Annotated in this window: 18 protein-coding genes and 3 tRNA genes; 7 read left to right on the top strand and 14 right to left on the bottom strand. The window is 59.0% G+C overall.

The features are described 5' to 3' along the window. The 7 genes from EII30_RS03850 to EII30_RS03880 all read right to left on the bottom strand — a co-directional run bounded on the left by EII30_RS03850 (nt 1) and on the right by EII30_RS03880 (nt 10,757). The gene (locus EII30_RS03850; protein ID WP_124886015.1) at nt 1-462 is read right to left on the bottom strand and encodes a DUF4233 domain-containing protein; all 462 of its coding nucleotides are present in this window, start codon (nt 460-462) and stop codon (nt 1-3) included. After that, entirely contained in the window at nt 462-2,033 is a 1,572-nt protein-coding gene (locus tag EII30_RS03855; RefSeq protein ID WP_233569270.1) for a folylpolyglutamate synthase/dihydrofolate synthase family protein, read from the bottom strand. Before EII30_RS03855 ends, EII30_RS03850 begins: the two co-directional genes overlap by 1 nt. Before the next feature lie 11 nt (nt 2,034-2,044). Next, on the bottom strand, nt 2,045-5,506 hold the full coding sequence (ileS, locus tag EII30_RS03860; RefSeq protein WP_124886016.1) for an isoleucine--tRNA ligase: 3,462 nt from the start codon (nt 5,504-5,506) through the stop codon (nt 2,045-2,047). A 207-nt stretch (nt 5,507-5,713) separates the two neighbouring features. Next, on the bottom strand, nt 5,714-7,309 hold the full coding sequence (locus EII30_RS03865) for an ABC transporter ATP-binding protein (RefSeq protein ID WP_124886017.1): 1,596 nt from the start codon (nt 7,307-7,309) through the stop codon (nt 5,714-5,716). Next, nucleotides 7,302-8,123 carry an ABC transporter permease gene (locus tag EII30_RS03870; RefSeq protein ID WP_124886018.1) on the bottom strand — a complete coding sequence of 274 codons (822 nt, stop codon included), beginning with the start codon at nt 8,121-8,123 and terminating at the stop codon, nt 7,302-7,304. The genes EII30_RS03865 and EII30_RS03870 overlap by 8 nt, the downstream gene beginning before the upstream one ends. 18 nt (nt 8,124-8,141) lie before the next feature. Then, nucleotides 8,142-9,125, bottom strand: a complete 984-nt coding sequence (locus EII30_RS03875; protein ID WP_124886019.1) for an ABC transporter permease — start codon at nt 9,123-9,125, stop codon at nt 8,142-8,144. Nucleotides 9,126-9,134: 9 nt separating this feature from the next. Further along, a complete protein-coding gene (locus EII30_RS03880) occupies nt 9,135-10,757 on the bottom strand; it encodes an ABC transporter substrate-binding protein (RefSeq protein ID WP_124886020.1) in 1,623 nt (540 codons plus the stop codon). Nucleotides 10,758-10,833: 76 nt separating this feature from the next. Between EII30_RS03880 and EII30_RS03885 the strand changes: the two genes are divergently transcribed. The 3 genes from EII30_RS03885 to EII30_RS03895 are packed head-to-tail and all read left to right on the top strand — an operon-like array spanning nt 10,834 to nt 14,500. Continuing rightward, nucleotides 10,834-11,445 (top strand): TetR/AcrR family transcriptional regulator, encoded by a 612-nt coding sequence (locus EII30_RS03885; RefSeq protein WP_124886021.1) that lies wholly within the window; start codon nt 10,834-10,836, stop codon nt 11,443-11,445. Nucleotides 11,446-11,497: 52 nt separating this feature from the next. After that, nucleotides 11,498-14,095 (top strand): valine--tRNA ligase, encoded by a 2,598-nt coding sequence (gene valS / locus EII30_RS03890; protein ID WP_124886022.1) that lies wholly within the window; start codon nt 11,498-11,500, stop codon nt 14,093-14,095. 15 nt (nt 14,096-14,110) lie between these two features. Then, on the top strand, nt 14,111-14,500 hold the full coding sequence (locus EII30_RS03895; protein ID WP_124886023.1) for a hypothetical protein: 390 nt from the start codon (nt 14,111-14,113) through the stop codon (nt 14,498-14,500). A gap of 73 nt (nt 14,501-14,573) precedes the next feature. On the opposite strand, the gene clpX is transcribed toward EII30_RS03895, so the two are convergent. The 7 genes from clpX to EII30_RS03930 form a co-directional block, all read right to left on the bottom strand. Further along, entirely contained in the window at nt 14,574-15,878 is a 1,305-nt protein-coding gene (gene clpX / locus EII30_RS03900; protein WP_124886024.1) for an ATP-dependent Clp protease ATP-binding subunit ClpX, read from the bottom strand. A 254-nt stretch (nt 15,879-16,132) separates the two neighbouring features. After that, nucleotides 16,133-16,771, bottom strand: a complete 639-nt coding sequence (locus EII30_RS03905; protein ID WP_124886025.1) for an ATP-dependent Clp protease proteolytic subunit — start codon at nt 16,769-16,771, stop codon at nt 16,133-16,135. Nucleotides 16,772-16,819: 48 nt separating this feature from the next. Continuing rightward, on the bottom strand, nt 16,820-17,407 hold the full coding sequence (locus EII30_RS03910) for an ATP-dependent Clp protease proteolytic subunit (protein ID WP_124886026.1): 588 nt from the start codon (nt 17,405-17,407) through the stop codon (nt 16,820-16,822). A 234-nt stretch (nt 17,408-17,641) separates the two neighbouring features. After that, nucleotides 17,642-18,976: a trigger factor gene (tig, locus tag EII30_RS03915; protein WP_158608651.1), complete on the bottom strand. Its 1,335-nt coding sequence runs from the start codon at nt 18,974-18,976 to the stop codon at nt 17,642-17,644. 61 nt (nt 18,977-19,037) lie between these two features. Further along, nucleotides 19,038-19,112 (bottom strand) — tRNA-Pro (locus EII30_RS03920). Between the two features lie 154 nt (nt 19,113-19,266). Next, nucleotides 19,267-19,342 (bottom strand) — tRNA-Asn (locus tag EII30_RS03925). A 222-nt stretch (nt 19,343-19,564) separates the two neighbouring features. Then, nucleotides 19,565-20,047 (bottom strand): Dps family protein, encoded by a 483-nt coding sequence (locus tag EII30_RS03930; RefSeq protein ID WP_124886027.1) that lies wholly within the window; start codon nt 20,045-20,047, stop codon nt 19,565-19,567. Nucleotides 20,048-20,255: 208 nt separating this feature from the next. Here EII30_RS03930 and EII30_RS03935 point away from each other — a divergent pair. From EII30_RS03935 to EII30_RS03950, 4 genes are all read left to right on the top strand, one after another. Continuing rightward, nucleotides 20,256-20,329 (top strand) — tRNA-Gly (locus EII30_RS03935). Nucleotides 20,330-20,442: 113 nt separating this feature from the next. Continuing rightward, a complete protein-coding gene (locus EII30_RS03940) occupies nt 20,443-20,769 on the top strand; it encodes a PadR family transcriptional regulator (protein WP_124886028.1) in 327 nt (108 codons plus the stop codon). After that, complete coding sequence (locus EII30_RS03945; RefSeq protein WP_124886029.1) at nt 20,766-21,539, top strand: hypothetical protein; 774 nt, start codon at nt 20,766-20,768, stop codon at nt 21,537-21,539. Before EII30_RS03940 ends, EII30_RS03945 begins: the two co-directional genes overlap by 4 nt. A 9-nt stretch (nt 21,540-21,548) precedes the next feature. Further along, nucleotides 21,549-21,872: a hypothetical protein gene (locus tag EII30_RS03950; RefSeq protein WP_124886030.1), complete on the top strand. Its 324-nt coding sequence runs from the start codon at nt 21,549-21,551 to the stop codon at nt 21,870-21,872. The last annotated feature ends 50 nt before the right edge of the window (nt 21,873-21,922 follow it).

The raw sequence follows: 21,922 nt of genomic DNA on the forward strand, positions 1-21,922 counted from the left end.
TTACTCAGTGGGCGGCTCGGCCGCCCACTGCGCCTTCATGCGGTCGATCTGGGCGCCCTTAAACAGGCAGAAAACCCACAGGCCACCGAACATTAGCGCGACGATAAGCACACCCGGCAGCCAGATAGCGCAGGCAAACAGCAGAATCTGCACAATCCAGCCGATCACAATTCCGAGGTTCGAGCGGCGCATAAACGCCAGCGCGAGCACGCAGAGCAAACAGAGAACAGCTCCGGCGATTAGGCCCGCCTCCTTCGGCTGAAAAACATTCAAACCAAACAGTGTCAGCCCGACAAGGAAGAGGATCACCAGCTCAAACCCGAGCGTGATCGAAGCGAGAGCCTTCTGGGTGGATCCGCCCTGGCCCGCCCTGCCGCCTGAGATGCGGGTGGCGCTGTTGAACGCGATCCGCTCGGAGGGAGAGAGCTTCAGCTCGTCGTCGTCTTGCCGCTGAATAGCCACTAGTTAAACCACCCCTCTGCTTTTGCGACACTGATTGCCTCGCCCGCGAGCAACACCGAGCCGATAACCAAAACACCGCGGCCGTCTTGCTCCCCCGCCCACTGCCGAGCCGTCGCAAGCGCGTCAGCAACCGAGTCGGCGACCGTGTTTGTGACACCCGCGAAACACTCATCTGCGTAAGCCCACAGCGCATCCTCTGTCAGTGAGCGTTCACTGTTGATCGGGGTGAGAACCGCGAAGTCTGCAACAGCGGCGAGTTGCCCGAGAACGCCCGCAGCGTCCTTCTCCGCGAGCACACCGCAGACAACCGCGAGCTCGGCAAACTGGAACGCCTCCCGGAACGCGGAAAGGCTCGCCCTGATACCGTGCGGATTGTGGCCGGCGTCAACAATAACCGTCGGCTCGTGACCGATCAGCTGCAGCCTGCCCGGCGAGGTTGCCGCGGCAATACCGGCGGCAACGATTTCCTCACCGAGCGGTTTTTCGGCGCCAAAGAACGCCTCAACAGCGGCCAGCGCAAGCGCCGCATTCTCGGCCTGGTGGCTGCCAAACAGCTGCAGCAGCAGGTCATCGTAACTGCCGCCAATCCCCCGAACGGTCAACTGGCGACCCCCGACGGCCGCCTGATCAGCTGTGACGGCGAAGTGCTGGTCCGCAAAATAAGCCGGTGAGCCGGTGTTTTCTGCAGCAGCCGCAATCGCCTCAGCGGCTGCCGGATCCTGCGCCGCGCTAACAACAACGCTGCCGGGTTTAATAATGCCCGCCTTGGTTTGTGCGATCTCTGCGATGGTGGATCCGAGAATCGCGGTGTGGTCGAGGTCGATAGGTGTGAAAACAGCGACGGCGGCGTCCGCAATATTGGTTGCGTCCCAGGTGCCGCCCATCCCCACCTCTAGCACAGCAACATCAACGGGCGCGTCCGCGAACGCGCACAGCCCGAGCACAACCAGCGCCTCAAAGAAGGTTATCGGGCCCTGGTCCTTAGCGGCGAGCTCCTCGTCAACAATGTGGATCAGCGGCTCCAGCGCGAGCCAGCTCGACAGCAGTTCAACGCCGTTAATCGGCTCCCCCGAAACCTCGAAGCGCTCCGTGAAACTCGTCAGGTGCGGGCTCGTCATCAGCCCGACTGTTAAGCCGTGCTCCCGCAGCAGGCTCGCGATAATCCGGCTCGTCGAAGTTTTGCCGTTGGTGCCGGCAACCTGAATAACCGGGAACTGCTGCTGTGGCGCGCCCGCGTACTCGGCGAGTCGCCTCACCGGTTCGATACGCGGCCGCGGGTTTGCCTCACCGGTGCGGGTGAGCAGTGCCTGATAGACCCGCTGGGCGGCGCTGTTTCCCTCCGCGCTGATCAGCGAGTCGGTGATTTCGTCGTAGGCCGCCGCAAGCCGTGACGGCGCATAGTTTTCTTCACTGTCATCGGCTGTTTCGTCATCGAGTAGCGGGTTTAGCAGGCGCATCGCCTCCGCTGCCTCCGCTTTCGCGTGCTCGGTTGTAAAACCGGCTGCCTCGTTCGCCTGATCCCACGGATCCGGTGTGTTTAGCGGTTCACTGTCGTGCTGTTCTGGTTCCATCTGGCACCTGCTTATGCGTCGGCTGCTGCTGAGGCGGTGAGCGCGATCTGCAGCGGTGATTTCGCGGCGCCGAGCGCCTTCTCAACGGTTGTTTCAAAGGCGTTAGCGAGGCCGTGCCGGCCTGCAGCCTCGGCGGAATCGGCTATCTCGATGCTGGTTGCGAGTGTTTCGGCCGCGATCAGCTCACTGTGCTCTCGCAGCGCTGCGGCAAGCTCAACCCCGCCGTCAGCTGCTCCCGCACCACCCGCGGCCGCAGCGGCTGGCGCGTGCAGCACCAGCGCGATCCGGTCGCTAACCTGCAAACCGGCTGCCTTACGAGCCTCCTGCACCGCGCGGATCGCGTCACGCGCAATACCCTCGGCGCTCAGCTCCGGGGTGATAGCGGTGTCGAGGATCACGAACCCACCGCCGGCGGTTAGCGCCAGCGCGGAGTCGGTTGCGGTCTCTTCACCAGCGACGAGGGTGAGCTCGTACTCGTGCGGTTCCAGCGCGATCCCACCGGCAACAACCTCGCCGTTTGTTTCGCTCCAGTCGCCCGCCTTTGCGGCCTTAATCGCCTGCTGCACAGCCTTACCGAGGCGTGGACCCGCGGCCCTCGCGTTAACTGTGAGAGTTGAGGTGACACCGTATTCAGCGCCAGATGACTCGGTTAGCCGACTGAACTCAACCTGTTTAATGTTCAGCTCCTCGCGGAGAATGTCGTCGAACTGCCTGAGCTGCTCCGGCTGCGCTGTTACAATGGTGAGTTTAGCGAGCGGCAGACGCACACGCAGCTGCTGCTGTTTGCGCAGCGACAGCGCCTGTGAGGTGATCTGACGCAGCTCGTCCATTGCGTTCTCCAGCTCAGGTTCACGCGCAAAAACGCTGCTGTCTGGCCAGTCGGTAAGGTGTACGGAGCGGCCGCCGGTGAGGGCTCGCCAAATATCCTCGGTGACAAGCGGCGCGAGCGGCGCGGCAACCCGGCAGAGTGTCTCCAGCACCGTGTAGAGGGTGTCGAACGCTTGCCTGTTTTCTGGCCTGCCGTTCTCGCCGTCGGTTCCCTCCCAGAAGCGGTCGCGTGACCGGCGCACATACCAGTTCGTCAGCACCTCCGCGAAAACCCTGAGGTGTGCAGAGGCGGTTGTTGTGTCGAGCTCGTCGAGCGCGGTTGCAACATCGTCCACCAGCGCACTCAGTTTGCTGAGAATGTATTTATCGAGCGGATCGCTCGGGTTCGGGTTGAACTCCGGTTCAACACTGTCCGCGTTGGCGTAGAGGGTGAAGAAGTACCAGGTGTTCCAGAGCGGCAGCAGGAACTGTCTAACGCCCTCGCGGATCCCCTCCTCGGTGACGATCAGGTTACCGCCCCGCACAACCGGCGACGCCATCAGGAACCAGCGCATCGCGTCGGATCCGTCACGGTTAAAGACCTCGTTAACGTCCGGGTAGTTGCGCAGCGACTTCGACATTTTATTGCCGTCACTGCCGAGCACAATACCGTGGCTGATGACGTTCTTAAACGCTGGGCGACCAAACAGCGCGGTTGATAGCACGTGCTGCACATAGAACCAGCCGCGGGTTTGCCCGATGTACTCAACAATAAAGTCAGCGGGCTGGTGGGTTTCGAACCATTCCTGGTTCTCGAACGGGTAGTGCGCCTGGGCGAACGGCATGGATCCGCTGTCGAACCAAACATCGAGCACGTCCTCGATCCGGCGCATAGTTGCCGCGCCCTCCGGTGCGTCCGGGTTTGGGCGGGTGAGGTGGTCAATGTATGGGCGGTGCAGGTCTACCTCACCGGCCTCGTTAACTGGCAGGCGCCCAAAATCCCGCTCGATTTCGGCGATGGATCCGTACACATCAACACGCGGGTACTCGGGGTTGTCACTCAGCCACACCGGGATCGGGGTGCCCCAGAACCGGTTGCGGCTGATGGACCAGTCACGCGCACCCTCCAGCCACTTACCGAACTGGCCGTGTTTCACGTTCTCCGGCACCCAGCGGATCTGCTCATTGGCGGCGAGCAGCGCGTCTTTGATCTCGGTGACGCGGATAAACCAGCTGGAAACAGCCTTGTAGATAAGCGGTGTGCGGCAGCGCCAGCAGTGCGGGTAGGAGTGCACATAGCTTGCCTCGCGAACCAGTCTGCCGTCAGCCTTTAGTCGCCTAATGATTGTCCGGTTTGCCTCAAAGGCATGCACACCAACAATGTCGGCGAGCGGGCCGCCGTTAAACAGCGGCAGGAACTCGGCGGCATCGTTGAGTGACATAACAACCGGGATGCCGTAGCGGGCGTTAACGATCTGGTCGTCCTCACCGAAGGCTGGTGCCTGGTGAACGATGCCGGTGCCGTCCGCTGTCGAAACATAGTCGGCGACGGTGATAATCCAGGCGTTTTCGGTGCCGTAGGTTTCGGCATCCGCGAAGGTGTCCCACAGCGGCTGGTAGCTGATGTGCTCCAGCTGGCTGCCGGTAAAGCGCGCGCTAACAGCCGCCTCCGCGTCCTCCGCCGACTCGTAACCGAGCTCCCGGTGGTGGGCGGCGAGACGGTCTGCTGCGAGCAGATACTCGGCGTCTTGCACACCGTGATCCCGCAGATCAGCGCCACCTGCCGGGCCGGCTGGCACCTTCACATACTCAATCTCAGGGCCAACAGCAACCGAGAGGTTGGTTGGCAGCGTCCACGGGGTTGTTGTCCAGGCGAGCATTCTGACATCGGTGAGGCCAAGCTCAGCGGCTTTTTCGCCGTGGATCGGGAAGGTCACCGTCACGGACGGATCCTGCCGATCCTGGTAAACATCGTCATCCATGCGCAGCTCGTGGTTAGACAGCGGGGTCTGGTCACGCCAGCAGTATGGCAGAATCCGCTGCCCCTCATAGGCGAGGCCCTTCTTGTAGAGCTCGGCAAACGCCCAAATAACGCTCTCCATGTACTCAACGTTGAGTGTTTTGTAGTCGTTTTCAAAGTCGACCCAGCGTGCCTGGCGGGTGACATAGTCCTGCCACTCGCGGGTGTACTGCAGAACAGACTCGCGAGCTTTCGCGTTGAAGGTTGCGATGCCCATGTCGAGGATTTCACTCTTCTCGGTGATGCCGAGCTGCTTCATCGCCTCCAGCTCAGCGGGCAGGCCGTGGGTGTCCCAGCCGAAGCGGCGCTCCACCTTGCAGCCGCGCATGGTCTGGAAGCGCGGGAAAATATCTTTGGCGTAACCGGTTAGCAGGTGACCGTAGTGCGGCAGACCGTTTGCGAACGGCGGGCCGTCATTAAACACCCACTCGGGAGCGTCCTGGCGCGCAGCAATCGAGTCGCGGAAGGTGTTATCTTGCTCCCAGAAACCAAGCACCCGCTGTTCAAGCTCGGGGAAACTGGGGGAAGCAACAACCTGGCTAGTGCCGCCTGCCTGGCTGGTGCCGTCGGCCTGGTTTGTTACACCTGCAGGGTTGACGCTGTCAGCTGCTGTCGCGGGGGTTGTTTGCTTGGGATAGTTAGCCATCGAATCCTCTTGTGCTAGTTTGAACAAAACCGCACCGGGACGAGAATAAACCCGCGGTACCACCCGACTTGACTGTCTGCTCTAACCGGGGTTAAAAGCCAGAAAGCCCACTCAATTATGGCTGTAACGTGCCAACACGTTCGGTTCTAGTGAGCGGATAAGCCGCCGTTCTTCCGAAAACTCCCCGGTGATTGCCGGATCACAGTCCTAAGTATTATACCCCACCCGGCCGTCAGCAACCCTAAGCACCCGGTCAGCGATCGCGTTCAGTGACGCCAGCTCGTGTGAGATGATCAGCATTGGGATGCCGGTCTCCGCCTTGAGTTGCTGCAGCAGTTCCACAATCTGCCAACGCAGAGAGGCATCGAGCGCCGCAACCGGTTCATCGAGGATCAAAACATCCGGCCGTGAGAGGATTGCACGGGCAATTGCAACGCGCTGCGCCTGCCCTCCGCTGAGTTGGCGGATCCGCTGCTGCAGCACCTCCGGGCCGAGCCCGACACTCGCGGCGATCTCGCTCAGCGCCTGCTCGCTGGTGGATCCGCGGCCTCCCCGCTGCACCTCCCGTAGCACCTGGCGCACCCGCATCCGCTGTAGCATTGACGCCTTCGCGTTCTGCGGCACAACGCCGTACTTTAGACCCTCTGTAAACTCCCCAGCAAACACCCTGGCGCCGCCGGTGAGGGCAGCGGTCAGGGTTGTTTTTCCGGCTCCGCTCGGGCCGACCAGCCCCAGCACCTCTCCCCTGTGAAGACTTAAGTTAACCCCGGTGAGAACGGGTTTGTGTCGGTAGCCGACGGTGAGGTCGGTGACCCTAAGCACACAGTCGGTGTTGCGTACTGTGTGGTCGCTGGTGGATCCGCTAGCCTCACCGTCACCGGTTAGTAGCTGCAGTGAGTCAACCAGCGCCCTTGTCACCGGGTGTGTTGGGCCCGCGAGCACCGCGGCGGTTTTGCCGCTCTCAACGATCTCGCCGTCGCTCATCACAATCACCCGGTCAGCGATCTGTGCAACCGCGTTCAGGTCGTGGGAGATGAGGATCATGCCCGCTCCCCTATCAACATAGGAGCGCAGCACGTTAAGCACGCGCTCACCCGTGTCGGGGTCGAGCGCGGTTGTTGGTTCGTCGGCGACCAGCAGCTCCGGTTCGGATGCCGCCGCTCCAGCGATCAGTGCACGCTGACGCATTCCGCCGGAGAGCTCGTGCGGGTAGGAGCGGAGCAGCTGCCTGGTCGGTTCCAGCTGCGCCCCGGTTAGCGCGTTATTGACCCGTTCCGGGATCTGCGCCCTGGACAGTTTTTGTAGGCGCAGCACCTCAGCAACCTGCGGCGCAACCCGCTGCAGCGGATCCATCGCGCTCAGCGCATCCTGGTTGATGTAGCCGATGTGGTTTCTGCGGATCCGCGCCCACCGCCGCTGCTGTTGCTCGCTGCGTCGGGCACCCCCGCCGGAAGAAAGCCTTGCCGTTTTTGTGGTTTTTGCTGCCGTTGTCGTTCCCGCGGCGCTCGATCCAGCTGCGCTGCCGGGCAGCAACTCGCCCGCGATGCTTGATGACTCGCCGAACTCCGCCAGTAGCTCGGTCGGTAGAATCCCGAGGCTCGCCTTCACCAGCAGGGACTTTCCGGCGCCGCTGTTGCCGACGATCGCGAGACACTCGCCCGGCGAAACCTGGAAGGAGACGTTTTTTACCAGCCGTGTCTGTTTTCTGCCCGCGCGGTCGCGTGTGTAGACGGAGCAGTCGGTGATCCGCAGCAGGTCGCGCGGCTGTGGGGTGCCGAAGGCAGCTATTTTATCGTTAGTCATGGAGTGTTCGCCTCTGTATCTTTCGGCCCCAGATGTTTAGCACAAACACCGCGCCGATTAGCGCGATACCGGGGAACACAACAACCCACCAGCCCTTTGTCACATAGGTTTTGCCCTGGCTGAGCATCGCGCCCCAGTCCGGATCCGGTGCCTGCAGACCGAGCCCTAAGAAGGTCAATGCCGCAATCGCCATAACCGCCGTTGCAACACCGAGCACCGCGATCCCGAGAATCGGCCGGAGCGCGGCCGGCAGCACATAGCTGCACACGCGGCGCAGGCGGGAGATGCGGAGGGTCTTCGCGGTCTGTGCGGCGTCGCTGATAATCGCGGCGCGGGCGCCCACCGCCGCGATCCTGGCATAACCGGGGACAACGGCTACCGCAACCGCGATTGTCACCGACCAGAATCCGGGTCCCAAAAACGCCAGCAGCAGCAGCGCGAGCAGGAAGTCTGGCAGCGCCATTCCGATCTCGGTGAGCCGCAGCGCAAAGGCGCGTTCCCAGCGTGGACCGAAAGCGCTGAGGGTCCCGAGCAGTGTGCCCGCGCCTGCCCCGAGCAGGGTTGCGAGGATCCCCCCGCCGAGCGTTGTGAAGGCGCCGTGAATAATTCGAGTGTAGAGGTCGCGTCCGCTCTGGTCGGTGCCTAGGATGTGCTCGGCTGACGGCGGCTGCAAAATCGCGGAGGTGTTGGTTTTTAGCGGATCCAGCGGCGCCAGCAGCTCCGGGAGCGCGCACATCGCCAGATACGCCACGGTTACCAGCACTAAAACCCCGGTGCCGATTCGTTGTGCTGTGACGCTGCGATTGTTTATCATCGTCGTAACCCTTAACTGTTACCGCTGGCGTGGATCCACCAGCGACACAAAAATCTCTAACAGCACCCCGAGCAGCGCAAACACGAGCGTTGAGAAGAACACGAAACCGAGAATAACCGGCATGTCTCGCATTGTGATCGCGTCCAAAACCACTTTACCGAGGCCGGACCTGGCGAACACTGTTTCAACCAGCACCGCTCCGCCGAGCAGACTGCCAACGATGTTGGTGACCAGTGACGCAGTTGGGATCGCGGCGTTCTTGAGCCCGTGTTGTAGCGCGTAACTGCCGCGCGTCATTGATTTTGCGTAGCTGGTTAGCGCGAACGGTTTGAGTTCTGCGGCATCAAGTTCAACGCTTAAAACCTGCCCAAGATAGCCTGCGACCGGGATCCCGAGCGCCAAACCGGGAAGAACTGCTGAGCGGATCCCCTGTCCGGCGCTGCTCGGAAACAGGCCGAGGCCGAACGAGAACACCATCAGCAGCAGGAACCCGAGCCAGTAGGTTGGCACGGCAACAGCCAGCAGGTTGAAAGCGTCGACGATGCGGCGGCGCAGGGTGCCGTAGCTACCCCAGGGTGTTTTCGCGCGCAGCAAAAACTGCCCGAGCGTCACAAACACAACCGCGAACAGCAGCGCAATCACCGAGATTTCAACGGTCGGTCCGATGCCGCGGCCGATAATCACGAGCACGTCCTGGTTTTGCTGGTAGGAGTTGCCGAGATCGAACTGTAAAAGGCCCTGCAAATAGTTGAAGTATTGCACGAGCAGCGGATCGTTCAGCCCCAGACTCTCTCGAATCTCAGCCTGCCGCTCCTTAGAGACGTTGGTGATCGGGCCGAGATAGGCGGAGACGGGATCCCCGGGCAGCATTTTTACCAGGAAGAACGAGATAGTGGCTGCTGCCCAAACAGTTATTAGCGCGTTCAGGACCCGCAGCGGGATACGCCAGACGGCTCTGTTGGATGATTTTAACAGAGCCGTCTGGGCAGTTTGGGTCTTCAAGAGCGGTGACTATTTTTTGCCAACGTTGAAGAACTGTGGGTAACCGAAGGCATCGTATTCGAGGCCGGTGACCTTGCTGCTAACCGCGGTGGTTTTGCTGTTCTGGTGGATTGGCAGGATGTAAACCTGGTCTGCGTTCCACTGCAGCAGCTCATCGTAGATGCGGGTGCGCTCGGCCGCGTCGAAGGTTGCCGCAGCGGCATCAATCTTGGCGTCAATCTCTGGATCCTGCACGTGAGGGGCGTTCTGGAATCCCTCTGAGTGCAGGTGGTTACGCAGAATATCAGCGTCTGTTGATGAGTATCCCCAGTCGGTGATGTCGTATTTACCCGGTTCGTAGAGCGCGTTGTACTGCTCTGGCTCCAGCACCTCATACTTCACGTCGATGCCGATCTCCTTCCAGTCAGCGATCAAAAGCTCGCTGAGGGTCTGGTTTTCGTCAGAGCGTGGGGTCCAGGCGATGTATGACAGCTCCAGCTTGTTGCCGCCCTTTTCGCGGATCACGCCGTCTGCTGGGCGAACCCAGCCAGCCTCGTCGAGCAACTGTTCAGCACGAGCCCTGTCGAACTTGTTAACACCCTCCAGTTTGTCGCCGGTTGTGTTTGGGGTGTTTGGCGCGAGTGCGCTCCACGCGCGATCAACGTGGTCGCTGTAAACTGCCTTCACTGCCTCGTCGATGTTTGCGCCGAGCACGAGTGCCTGGCGAACCTTCTGGTCAGCGAGGTGGCCGTTTGCCTGATTCAGGTAGTAGGAGTATGGGATACCCGGTGAAGGCTGTGAGTGCAGACCCTCTTCAACGCTGTCGGCGCTGTTCGGAGTGACCTCACTGACAACGTCGGTCTCACCGGAGCTGAGACGCTTAACACGTAGCTCATCGTCCGGCACAACGCTCACCTCAAGCTGTTTAGCGAGGTTTTTGCTGAGGTCGTAGCCTTGCGGAGCCCACTTGTAGTCGGCGTTACGCTCGTATGAGATTGAGGTGCCTGACTCCAGCTTGGTGAGCTTCCATGGGCCGGTGCCGACTGTGACGTCAGCGCCGCCAGCGCTCAGCTTGTCCTGGCCAGCCTGCAGCGCCTTTGGTGAGTAGAATCCGAGTGAGGCGCGTGAGGTGTTGTTGAGGAAAGGCGCGTTCGGGCGGCTGAACTTCACCGCAACGGTGTAGTCGTCAACAACCTCGGTGCCCTCGTATGCTTCACCGCCGAGTAGCAGGTTTGCCTGCGCTGAGTCGGTTTCCTCGGCCATGATGTGCTCGAAGTTAGCCTTCACAGCCTCAGCGTTGAACTTTTCACCGTCGTGGAAGGTGACATCATCGCGCAGCTTGAAGGTAACGGTTTTGCCGTCCTCACTGGTCTCCCAGCTCTTTGCTAGCCACGGGTGCAGCTCGCCCTTGTCGTCAAGGTAGGTCAGTGAGTCAAGTGACAGGCGACCGATCATCTCGCTCGCGTCAATCTGGCTCTTGTGCGGATCAAAATGCCCGTTAAACAGGTTGTTTGCACGCACTGTCCAGTTGATTGTCTCCGGTGAAGCAGCTCCCCCACCGGCTTCCCCACCGGTCTGGGAGCAGCCGGTGATCAGCAGAGCTGCCGCTGACACAACAGCCGCTGCTTTAAATATTTTCTTTATTGGTGTCATTTCTTCCCTTGTTGTATTTTACGACAGTGTCATAAAGGAATAGCGTCAAGTAAATTCGTTTGCTAATATATCATGAATGGAAACACAAATAAGGCGCGGTCGCGGAAGACCACCAATTACCGACTATCGGACGCTGCGAGAGGCTGCCTTCGAGCAGTTCCTGCTGCGCGGCTACGACAACATCAACATCCTTGATATTACTAACTCCTGCGGGGTTAGCCGCACAACATTCTTCAACTACTTCGGCCAGAAGAGTGATGTGTTCTGGTACGAGATTGATGAGGCACTGCTTGTGCTCCCTGAACTATTCGCCGAGGTGTCTGATGTGGAGGATCCACTCGACGCAGTTGCTGCGGCGCTTGGCAAGCTGGTTGCTGATTGGAACAGCTCTGATGTGCCGTGGGTGCTAACCCAGTTTGAGGTTATCGGCAGCCCCAGCTCGGTGCTTGGCAGCGCGGCTGACAGACTAGCGAACCTGCAAACACAGATCCACGGCTTCTTTATCAACCGTGCGCACGATAACGGCGACAGTATTCAGTTGCAGGTTGCTGCTGCGTCCTGTGCGGCCGCGATTGGTGTGGCGGCTGCCGCCTGGGCGGTTGCCGGGCCGGAGCGCGAGCACCTTAGCCACTATATTGCTGAGGCGTTAACCCCGCTAAAGACCGGACTGAGCGCAATTATTCGCTAAGATCTATTGCAGTAACAATTGATATCGGTACCGATACGGAGCATATTTCAAGATGAAGCAAATCCCTGAAAAACCAGCGCTTGAAGGCATTGAGTCGAAGTGGGGTGAAATCTGGGAAGAGCAAGGCACATACCTGTTTCCACGTGCCGGTGCAACCCGGGAGTGCGTCTACAGCATCGACACTCCTCCCCCAACCGCCTCAGGTTCTTTGCACGTTGGCCATGTGTTCTCGTACACCCACACCGATACGATTGCGCGCTTCCAACGGATGCGCGGCAAGCGAGTGTTCTATCCGATGGGGTGGGACGATAACGGCCTGCCAACCGAGCGCCGCGTCCAAAACTACTACGGTGTGCGCTGCGATCCATCACTGCCCTACGACCCCGATTTCACTCCCCCGCAGCGGGGCGGCGACAACAAGAGCTCGAAGGCCGCAAACCAGCAGCCGATCTCACGCCGCAACTTTATTGAGCTGTGTGAGGAGCTAACCGAGGCCGACGAGAAACAGTTTGAGCAGCTGTGGCGCACCCTCGGGCTGTCGGTTGATTGGACGCAAACCTACCGCACCATCAGCCCTGCGGCGATCCGCACCTCGCAGCTTGCCTTCCTCGGTAATCTGCAGCGCGGTGAGGCGTATCTCGCGCAGGCTCCAACCCTCTGGGATGTTACCTTCCGTACCGCGGTTGCGCAGGCTGAGCTGGAGGATCGCGAGATGCCGGGTGCCTACCACACGCTCGTGTTCAAACACGAGAGCGGTAAGGATCTGCTGATCGACACAACCCGCCCGGAGCTGCTGCCCGCCTGTGTTGCGCTGGTTGCCCACCCTGATGATGAGCGCTACCAGCCACTGTTTGGCTCAAAGGTGACAACCCCGCTGTTTAACGTTGAGGTGCACGTTCTCGCTCACCGTCTCGCGCAGCCTGACAAGGGCACCGGTATTGCGATGATCTGTACCTTCGGTGACGTTACCGACGTTGTTTGGTGGCGGGAGCTGCAGCTGCCTAACCGCAATATTCTCGGCTTTGACGGCCGTGTTTTGAGTGAGACACCGGAGTGGATCACGGATCCGCAGGCGCAGGAGCGTTACGCGGAGCTCGCGGGCAAGACCGTGTTCAGCGCGAAAGAGGCGGTTGTGAAGCAGCTGCAGGCTGCTGAGCTGCTGGTTGGCGAGATCCGCAAGATCACCCACCCGGTGAAGTTCTTCGAGAAGGGCGATAAACCGCTTGAGATCGTCTCAACCCGCCAGTGGTACATTAAGAACGGTGCCGCCGATGAGGCGCTGCGTGACAGGCTGCTGGAGCTCGGCGGTGAGCTTAACTGGGTGCCTGACTTTATGCGCGTGCGCTACGAGAACTGGGTGTCTGGCCTGAGCAGCGACTGGCTAATCTCCCGCCAGCGGTTCTTCGGTGTGCCCATTCCGGTTTGGTACCCGCTAAACGAGCACGGCGAAACCCAGTTTGATTCCCCGATTGTTCCTGACCCGAGTACCCTGCCGGTGGATCCGTCAACCGACGTACCCGATGGCTTCACCGCTGAGCAGCGTAACCAGCCTGGCGGTTTTGTCGGTGAGGTTGATGTGATGGACACCTGGGCAACCAGCTCGCTCACCCCGCAGCTCGCTGGCGGCTGGCAGAGCGACGATGAGCTCTACGGTCTGGTGTTCCCGTATGATCTGCGTCCGCAGGGTCAGGATATTATCCGCACCTGGCTTTTCAGCACCCTGCTTCGTTCCCAGCTTGAGTCGAATCAGCTGCCGTGGCGCAACACCGGCATTAGCGGGTGGATCCTGGATCCTGACCGCAAGAAAATGTCGAAGTCGAAGGGTAACGTGGTCACCCCGCTCGGCCTGCTTGAGCAGCACGGTGCTGACGCTGTGCGTTACTGGGCGGCGAGCTCGAAGCTCGGCGTTGATGCAGCGTTTGATCCGCAGCGGCCAACCCAGATTAAGATCGGTCGCCGGCTCGCGATTAAGGTTTTGAACGCGGCAAAGTTTGTGCTCAGCTTCAACGCTGCAGGTCTCGGCGATGACCTGTCTGAGGTCACTGAGTCGCTTGACGCTTCTATGCTCGCGCAGCTTGCGGAGGTCACGGAGGCTGCAACTGCCGCGTTTCAGGATTATGATCACGCGAAGGCGCTCGACCTGGTTGAGAGCTTCTTCTGGATGTTCTGTGACGACTACTTGGAGCTGGTGAAGCAGCGCGCCCACTCGGAACCGTCTGCTGCGCAGCGGTCTGCTGTGCAGGCGTTGCGTGCCGCGCTGAGCGTGCTGGTGCGTCTTTTGGCACCGTTTATCCCTTACGCAACCGCTGAGGTTTGGTCTTGGTTTAACGACGATTCTGTGCACACAGCCGCCTGGCCTACCGCTGCAGAGCTCGCTACCCCGGCCGCTGCGGCTGACGCTGCTGTGCTGAGAGCTGTTAGCGCCGCTATTATCGGCGTGCGTGGCGCTAAGAGTGAGGCGAAGGCTTCGCAGCGCACCGCGGTGAAATCCGCTGTGATCAGCGGCTCTGACGCTGAGGCTGAGCTGCTGCGTCTCGCGGCCGACGATATTGCCGCGGTTGGTCGTATCGCCGAGCTTCAGATTGTGGGCGGATCCGACCAGATCGCTGTTGCGCAGATTGAGCTCGATCTGGCTGAGGAATCTGCCTAGCAGTTAGGGATTGTGATGCAGCTTGGGAGGCGTTGGCGGTTCGGTGAGACACCACCCGCGTCTCTCACCGCTCGTTTTGGTGTGCTCACTGAGCATCTGGCGGCTTATGAGCAGCGCGCATCCGCGGTGTCTGATGGTGTGTCTGATGCTGGGTTTGATGCTGCAGCCGATGCTGCTGTTTCGGCGGGGTTTTGGACGCTCACCTGGCTTGAGGGTTTACCGCGTGTTGCTGCCCCCAACGGCGATATTTTGACGGTGGATCACGCTGGTGAGTTTGTTTTGTTGCGCGACTGGCAGGCTGGTGAGGCTCGGCTTGACCCGGTTAGCGGTTTCGGGTGGAGTAGCGCCGACTCATCGTTCTCTGAGTTTGCGGACGATGATGACGACTGGCTCAGTGACAGCTAACGCGAACTGGCTTGATGACGCCACCTAGCACCGGCTGTCTGCGCGGTTTGTAGCGCGGTGATGGCTGACGGCGTTAGGCGCTTTTGGCGCGTTTTTTCACGCGCAGTACGCGCGGCTCGTCAATGCCCTTGACCGCGTCAGCTGTGACGAGCACCTTGGCGATGTCTCGCTCTGATGGCGCGTGGAACATAATCGGTGTTAGTGCCTTCTCCATAATGGAGCGGAGGCCACGGGCACCGGTTTTACGCTCGAGTGCGAGCTCTGCGATGGTTAGCAGGGAGTCGTTTGTAAATTCCAGCTCGATGCCGTCGAGTTTGAACATGTACTTGTACTGTTTCACGAGCGAGTTCTTTGGCTCAACGAGCACGCGCACGAGTAACTCTTTGTCGAGCGGATCCACAGAGGTGATAACCGGTAGACGACCAATGAACTCGGGGATAATGCCGAATTTTTGGATGTCTTCTGGCTGCACCTGCGCGTAGAGGTCTGCCTCGCTGATTTTTTCGGGCACCTCGGAGCCGAAGCCGATGCCGCCCTTGTTGAGTCGCGCGGAGATTATCTCCTCCAGGCCGGCGAAGGCTCCCGCAGCGATGAACAGAATGTCTTTTGTGTTGAACTGGATGTACTCCTGTGACGGTTCTTTTCTGCCGCCCTGCTGTGGTACGGAAGCAACCGTTCCCTCCAGGATTTTCAGCAGTGCCTGCTGCACTCCCTCACCGGAAACGTCTCGGGAGATAGAGGGGTTTGCCCCGCCCTTGCGGGAGATTTTGTCGATCTCGTCGATGTAGATAATCCCCCGCTGCGCTTTCTCAATGTCGTAGTCTGCCTCGCGCAAAAGCCCGAGCAGAATACTCTCAACATCCTCACCAACATAGCCGGCCTCGGTGAGCGAGGTTGCGTCAGCAACATAGAAAGGAACACCAAGCTTCCGCGCGAGTGACTGTGCCAGATAGGTTTTCCCCGATCCGGTGGGCCCGAGCAGCAGCACATTGGATTTTGCCAGCTCAACACTGTCGTCATCGTTTAGCTGCGCTGTTTCTGTGCCCTCACCATCATTAGCGGTTAGCGCGGCAGTCGCAGCTGCGTTGATACGCTTGTAGTGATTGTAAACAGCGACTGCGAGAGCCTGCTTTGCCCGCTGCTGGCCGATCACATACTGGTCCAAGAAAGCAGCTGTCTCTTTTGGTGTTGACAGCTTAACGGTGCTGCTCTCAACCTGCTCGTCTTTAGTCTTCTCAGCGATGATCTCGCTGCTCAGCTCAACACAGCCGTCACAGATATAAACATCGGGGCCTTGAATCAGCTGGCCAACCTCGTTGCGACTCTTGCCGCAAAAAGAGCATTTCAGCACAGACCCACTGTCGCGAAGGTTTGACATTACTACTCCTGATCTGGTCGGGGTTAAAGTCTACTGCAGCCTGTTTAAGTTAACACTACGATGTTAGACCTGGCGACGGACATTTTTGTACTCACGCGCCGCTTCCGGCACAACACACAGCATTAACAACTAGCCCCCGTAACCGGCCGGAACGGCTAGTCACGAGGGCTAGTGTGCTGGTTAAGACACGGGTGGGAGCTTGCTGGTCACGCTTTACGCAGCGGGCATGAAGCAGCGTAACCACCCGCAAAATACTAGCTGCGCGAAGTCTTGCGGCTCTGCAGCACCTGGTCGATCAGGCCGTACTCGAGGGCCTCTTGGGCGCCGAGGATTTTATCGCGGTCAATATCCTCGTGCACCTGCTCAACGCTGCGGTTGGAGTGCTTCGCGAGGGTCTCCTCAAGCCACTCACGCATACGCATAATCTCTTTCGCCTGAATCTCGATGTCGCTCGCCTGGCCGCGGCTCGCCTGGCCGGTTGCAGGCTGGTGAATCAGCACGCGGGCGTTTGGCAGCGCGAGACGCTTACCTGGGGCGCCGCCTGCGACCAGCACAGCGGCAGCTGAGGCAGCCTGACCGAGGCAGACGGTCTGCACCTCCGGTTTAATGTACTGCATGGTGTCGTAGATCGCGGTCATCGCGGTGAATGAGCCACCCGGTGAGTTAATGTACATGACAATGTCACGCTCCGGATCCTGGCTCTCCAGCACGATCAGCTGCGCCATAATGTCGTCAGCGGAGGCGTCATCAACCTGTGTACCGAGGAAGATGATGCGGTCCTCAAACAGCTTGCTGTACGGGTCCTGGGTTCGCACGCCGTAGGCGGTGCGCTCCTCGAACTGCGGCAGAATATAGCGTGCCTGGGGCATCATCAGTTTTGTTGCTGGGTTCATTACTGTTATCCTCTAAATCTTTAAAAACTAACTGGTTGGCGCGTCAGGCTAGTGGGCCTCTGTGCCACCTCCGCCGTGGACGTCGGCGGCTGACTCGCGGATGTAGTCGATGAAGCCGTACTCGAGCGCCTCCTCAGCGGTAAACCAGCGGTCACGGTCGCCGTCCTCGTGGATCTGCTCAACGGTTTTACCGGTGTTTGCGGCGGTAATCTCCGCCAGACGGTTTTTCATTGAGACAATCAGCTGGGCCTGTGTCTGGATATCGCTCGCGGTGCCGCCGAAGCCACCGTGCGGCTGGTGCAGCAGCACGCGCGCGTTCGGTGTGATATAGCGCTTGCCTTTTGTGCCGGCGGTGAGCAGGAACTGCCCCATTGAGGCGGCCATGCCGATACCCACGGTAACAATGTCGTTTGGCACGAACTGCATGGTGTCGTAGATTGCCATGCCAGCGGTGATGGATCCGCCGGGTGAGTTGATGTAGAGATAGATATCCGCCTCGGGATCCTCTGCCGCGAGCAGCAGAATCTTGGCGCAGATCTCGTTGGCGTTATCGTCGCGCACATCCTCGCCAAGCCAAACAATGCGATCCTTTAGCAGTTTGTCAAAAACTGAAGAGCTCTGAGGCTTTTCTGACATTACAACTCCGTTCTAACTGGTTACAGTTATAGAGATTACCCGGTTATTAGCCCCTTGTCGTGCTTGTTCGCCCTCGGCACACGAGACACCGCCGCAGCACGCAACAGGGCTCCCGATCGGAAGTGACCGGAAGCCCTGTTTTAGTTTGCTTGCCTGTTTTCACGTGTGGATCACGCAAGGCCAGCCGCTGTGTAACTCCCCAATCTCGCTGGTTGGGGCCGCGGCCGCAGCCTGTTAGGCGTCTGACTCTGGCGCGTCAGCTGCTTCCTCAGCAGCCTCGTCCTCGCCGGTGTCTACGCGAGTGAACTCGCTAAGATCCACCTCGTTGCCGTCCTCGTCAACAACGGTTACCTTGTTGAGGGCAACAGCGAGAGCCTTGTTGCGTGCAACCTCACCAAAGATTGCGTTCATCTGGCCGCCCTGGCTGAGCAGCTGAATGAACTGTGCTGGCTCCATACCGTACTGCTGAGCAGACTGGAAGATGTACTGGCTGAGCTCGTTCTGGGTTGGCTCAACCTCTTCAGCCTCGATGATTGCGTCGAGCAGCAGCTGCAGCTGGATCTGCTTTGCGGTGTTCTCGGTTACCTCTGCGCGGTGCTCGTCATCGTCCTGACGACCCTCCTGCTCGAGGTGGCGATCAACCTCTTCTTTCACCAGCTCGTCAGAGACCGGGATGTCTGCTTTGTCGAGGAGTTTCTCGATGAATAGGTCACGAGCCTGTGCACCCTGCTTGAAAACGGCGTTGCGAGCAACCTGCTGCGTAAGATCCTCACGCAGCTCAGCGAGGGTGTCGAACTCGCTGACCTGTGATGCAAACTCGTCGTTTGCCTCAGCCAGCTCGCGCTCCTGCACGGCGTTAACGGTGATGGTGATCTCAGCATCCTGGCCCTCGTACTCGCCGCCGAGCAGCTGTGAGCTGAAGGTTGTGCTCTCGCCAGCGGTCAGTGTCTCGATTGCCTCGTCCATACCTGCGAGCATGTTGCCTGCGCCAACCTGGTATGACACGCCCTCTGCGCGATCCACCTCGTTGCCGTCAATCTGGGCAACCAGGTCGATCTCAACGTAGTCGTCTTTAGCTGCAGCGCGGTCGACGGTTTGCAGATCGCCGAAACGCTCACGCAGTTTGTTGAGCTCTGCCTCAACAGCGTCGTCGCCGGTTTCGGCGTTGTCGACGGTCACCTTCATCTGGCCGTACTTTGGCAGCTTGAACTCTGGACGAACCTCAACCTCGAACACGAGTACGAGCTCGCTGTCTGGGTCTTTTGGATCCAGCCACTGCTCAACATCGGCGGTTGGGCGACCCATTGGGCGCTCGCCTGACTCCTCAAGCGCTGCCTGGAAAAAGTTGTCGAGTGAGGCGTTTACGGCCTCCTGGATTACAGCCTCGCGGCCGACCCGCTGATCGATCACAGGAGCGGGAACGTGACCTTTGCGGAAGCCTGGGATTGAAACCTGCTTCGAGATGTTCTTGTAAGCGGTTTCGAGATACGGCTTAAGATCTGCTTCTTTCACAGCCACGCTGAACTTAGCGCGTGTTGGATTCAGCTTCTCAGAAGTGATAGTCGGCAATGTGGCCTCTCCTAATATATTCGTGTGCTTTGGCCCCAAAAATGGAGCAACGCTGTTTCTGTCGGGATGACAGGATTCGAACCTGCGGCCTTCCGGACCCAAACCGGACGCTCTAGCCAAGCTGAGCTACATCCCGTATCGCCGGAAAAGACCGGCTGAAACAGCGCCGCGAAGCTTTACCTTTGCTTCACGCAACCTGATTAAGTTTACCTGAAACTCGCTCAAAGCGCGAAGTAGAACCAAAAGTCTTGCTTCACACACACGAAAATCAGAAGAGTCTCTGACATTCGTGGCTCCCCCGGTTGGACTCGAACCAACAACCCTCCGGTTAACAGCCGAATGCTCTGCCAATTGAGCTACAGGGGAATGTTTGACAACAGAAAAAACTTTATAGCAAGTTTTGGCTAAACACAAATCAGAGTTTTGAGCGTGTCGCACGGCCAGCGATCATCACAAGAAAATCACCGGCAAGTCAAGCAAAGCACGCCGGTGACGCTCCCGAAATAACCCGGCAAACACAGTGCGGGGCGGATCCGCTTTACCTCCGAACCCGCCCCGTTATTTACTGTCTGATTGGCTGTTTAACCCTTATGCGCCGAGGTGGCTGTAGAGGAACCAGCGGTCCTTGTCGAGCTGCTGGGAAATAGCGATTGCTACGTCCTGGCTGGCAAGGTCGATGTCATCGAGCTGGTCGATTGCGGTGCGCACTGACGCGATGGTTGCATCGAACTGCGCGAGCATCTCGGTGATCACGGTCTCGTACTGCATGAAGCCCTCTGGGAGAGAAGGGGTTGTGCTCTCAGCGGCAACGGTTGCGATGCGAGCGTCAACCGGCAGGCCGAGTGCGACGATCCGCTCTGCAGCGGTGTCGTAAGCCTCAATCGCGTTTTCGTGCACGGTATCAAGGAACTCGTGCAGTCCTACGAAGTTTGCGCCGCGCAGGTGCCAGTGCGCCTGCTTTGCGTTAACTGACAGTGCGATCAGGTTGCGCACTACAGGGGTGAGGAGCTGAGCTACGCCAGCTGCTACGTCTGGTGAAACAGCGGTTGCTGCAACGGTTTTGGTGTTCATGATTTTGGCCTTTCTGCTAACTTACTAACTAGCGTAGTCTTTTTTCCAGGCTTTTCAAGCAAACTAAGCCTAACCTCATATGTCTTCACCGGTTAGCGGGTGGATCCGTGACTCAACGCCCTTCGCACTAAACACGCCCTACTCCCCCGCTATTTACCATCTCACCAGAAAATGGTGTAGAGTATATTTCTGTTCGGTTCGCCGACACGCGGGTGTAGCTTAATGGTAAAGCCTTGGTCTTCCAAACCAATGACGCGAGTTCGATTCTCGTCACCCGCTCCAATTTCTTCTGATAACTCACTGTGTATAGCGCTGACCGGTTTATAAAACCTCTTGCACATGTTTGTATCGCCTGCTACTATGTTTTACACACTAGCTATAGAACAGGAGGTCAGATGGCTGAGTCACAGCTCCGAAAGGGCGCACTTGAGCTGATCGTTTTAGGTCTGCTCGCAAAGCAGCCCTCCTACGGCGGCGAGCTGCTTGACCGTTTTGATAACGAGGTTGGGCTTTTAGTCTCCTCTGGCACGGTCTACCCCCTGCTGACGCGCCTCAGGAAAGCAGGAGCACTAACAACGCGCTGGGAGGAATCAGCTGTCGGTCCCCCGCGCAAAATCTACGAGGTTACACCCGCCGGACTGTCACAGATGGCTGATCTGCTGCGCGAGTGGGATCGACTTGATGAGGCAGTCAACAAGGTAAAGAAAGGCGGACACCGATGAAGTTCTTGAAGAAGGACGAAAACAACGTCAAGCGCATTGGGGGGATCCCCGTCGGCTCCCTGTGGAGGCCGGATCCGGAGCGAACGCTACAAACTTTTGAACCGGAGAACCCGTCACTGTTAACCCCGGGTGCAACCGGTGTCGGTTGGGATTTAAACACCGGAGCTATTGCGGCGAAGCTTGGCTTGATCCGCCCCGATGACTCGCTGCCCGATATGGAGCAGTATATTCCCAAGGGGTACAGGCGGGCGCTGCGCTATCTGCCGTTTGCGGGGCTCGGCGTAATCGGTTTGCTCGCGAAGTCGGTATCTCGTCACGAGCACGTTGCTAGCAACTGGTCAGCATCCGGCTACCCTAATACCTACGGTAGCGGGAAGCTCGCTGCCGGAACCTTGTTGGCGGTTGGCGCTATCCCGCTTCTGGTTATGCGGCTTGCGCGGGAAACAAACGGCAGCTCAATCTCCGACTACTCAATCTCGGGCAGGATGGCGAAGGCTAAGCGCCAGGCTGCGGATTCCAAGTTGCCAGCGGGTGGATCCGTTAGCGCCAGTGTTATCGCGGGTGCGAACGCTGTTGGGGTGCAGACACTCACTGAGCTCGCCGGTGCCGCGATGCTGCGCGAGCTGAAACACCGGGGTAAGCGGCAGCCGTTGATTCTGTTGGCGCCGATCAGTTTCCCGCTTGTTACGCTCGGCATCCTGATCGCGGTCGTGAAAAGCACTCTATCAAACATCAATAAGTCGCTGCGCCGCCAACGGCAGAAAAGTTAAGGGGTTGTGATGATTAACACAGACATCAGTGTCCTCTGGGAACTGCCTCCCGGACTGTTGATAACCATCGCGATTCTAAGCCTTGCGCAGATTGTGCTGTTGACGATCTCCTTCGTGGCTCTCGCACGGTTCACAGGCAACCAGATCGCTGGACTGTCAAAGGGCACATGGATCGTGATTATTCTGTTCGGTCAGTTCATCGGCACAACAGTTTTCCTGGTGATGCTCAGCCGCGAGCAGTCAGCTGAACAGCTGCGTCAACAGCTCACCGCCCAACAGAGCGGCGCACACGGACCGGCTGTCGCCGAAACCGTCTCAAACCTTTACCAGTGACTAAGGTTAGCCAGTTGAATGAGAGGAAATCTACACAGTGAGTGGGGCTA

This window comes from Leucobacter sp. OH1287 (assembly GCF_003859945.1).
Taxonomy (GTDB): domain Bacteria; phylum Actinomycetota; class Actinomycetes; order Actinomycetales; family Microbacteriaceae; genus Canibacter.

Bases quoted from the DNA above. Each gene is read 5' to 3' on its own strand.
- EII30_RS03855 (WP_233569270.1), bottom strand. From the start codon at position 2,033: ATGGAACCAGAACAGCACGACAGTGAACCGCTAAACACACCGGATCCG.
- ileS (WP_124886016.1), bottom strand. From the start codon at position 5,506: ATGGCTAACTATCCCAAGCAAACAACCCCCGCGACAGCAGCTGACAGC.
- EII30_RS03865 (WP_124886017.1), bottom strand. From the start codon at position 7,309: ATGACTAACGATAAAATAGCTGCCTTCGGCACCCCACAGCCGCGCGAC.
- EII30_RS03870 (WP_124886018.1), bottom strand. From the start codon at position 8,123: ATGATAAACAATCGCAGCGTCACAGCACAACGAATCGGCACCGGGGTT.
- EII30_RS03880 (WP_124886020.1), bottom strand. From the start codon at position 10,757: ATGACACCAATAAAGAAAATATTTAAAGCAGCGGCTGTTGTGTCAGCG.
- EII30_RS03885 (WP_124886021.1), top strand. From the start codon at position 10,834: ATGGAAACACAAATAAGGCGCGGTCGCGGAAGACCACCAATTACCGAC.
- valS (WP_124886022.1), top strand. From the start codon at position 11,498: ATGAAGCAAATCCCTGAAAAACCAGCGCTTGAAGGCATTGAGTCGAAG.
- EII30_RS03895 (WP_124886023.1), top strand. From the start codon at position 14,111: ATGCAGCTTGGGAGGCGTTGGCGGTTCGGTGAGACACCACCCGCGTCT.
- clpX (WP_124886024.1), bottom strand. From the start codon at position 15,878: ATGTCAAACCTTCGCGACAGTGGGTCTGTGCTGAAATGCTCTTTTTGC.
- EII30_RS03905 (WP_124886025.1), bottom strand. From the start codon at position 16,771: ATGAACCCAGCAACAAAACTGATGATGCCCCAGGCACGCTATATTCTG.
- EII30_RS03910 (WP_124886026.1), bottom strand. From the start codon at position 17,407: ATGTCAGAAAAGCCTCAGAGCTCTTCAGTTTTTGACAAACTGCTAAAG.
- EII30_RS03930 (WP_124886027.1), bottom strand. From the start codon at position 20,047: ATGAACACCAAAACCGTTGCAGCAACCGCTGTTTCACCAGACGTAGCA.
- EII30_RS03940 (WP_124886028.1), top strand. From the start codon at position 20,443: ATGGCTGAGTCACAGCTCCGAAAGGGCGCACTTGAGCTGATCGTTTTA.
- EII30_RS03945 (WP_124886029.1), top strand. From the start codon at position 20,766: ATGAAGTTCTTGAAGAAGGACGAAAACAACGTCAAGCGCATTGGGGGG.
- EII30_RS03950 (WP_124886030.1), top strand. From the start codon at position 21,549: ATGATTAACACAGACATCAGTGTCCTCTGGGAACTGCCTCCCGGACTG.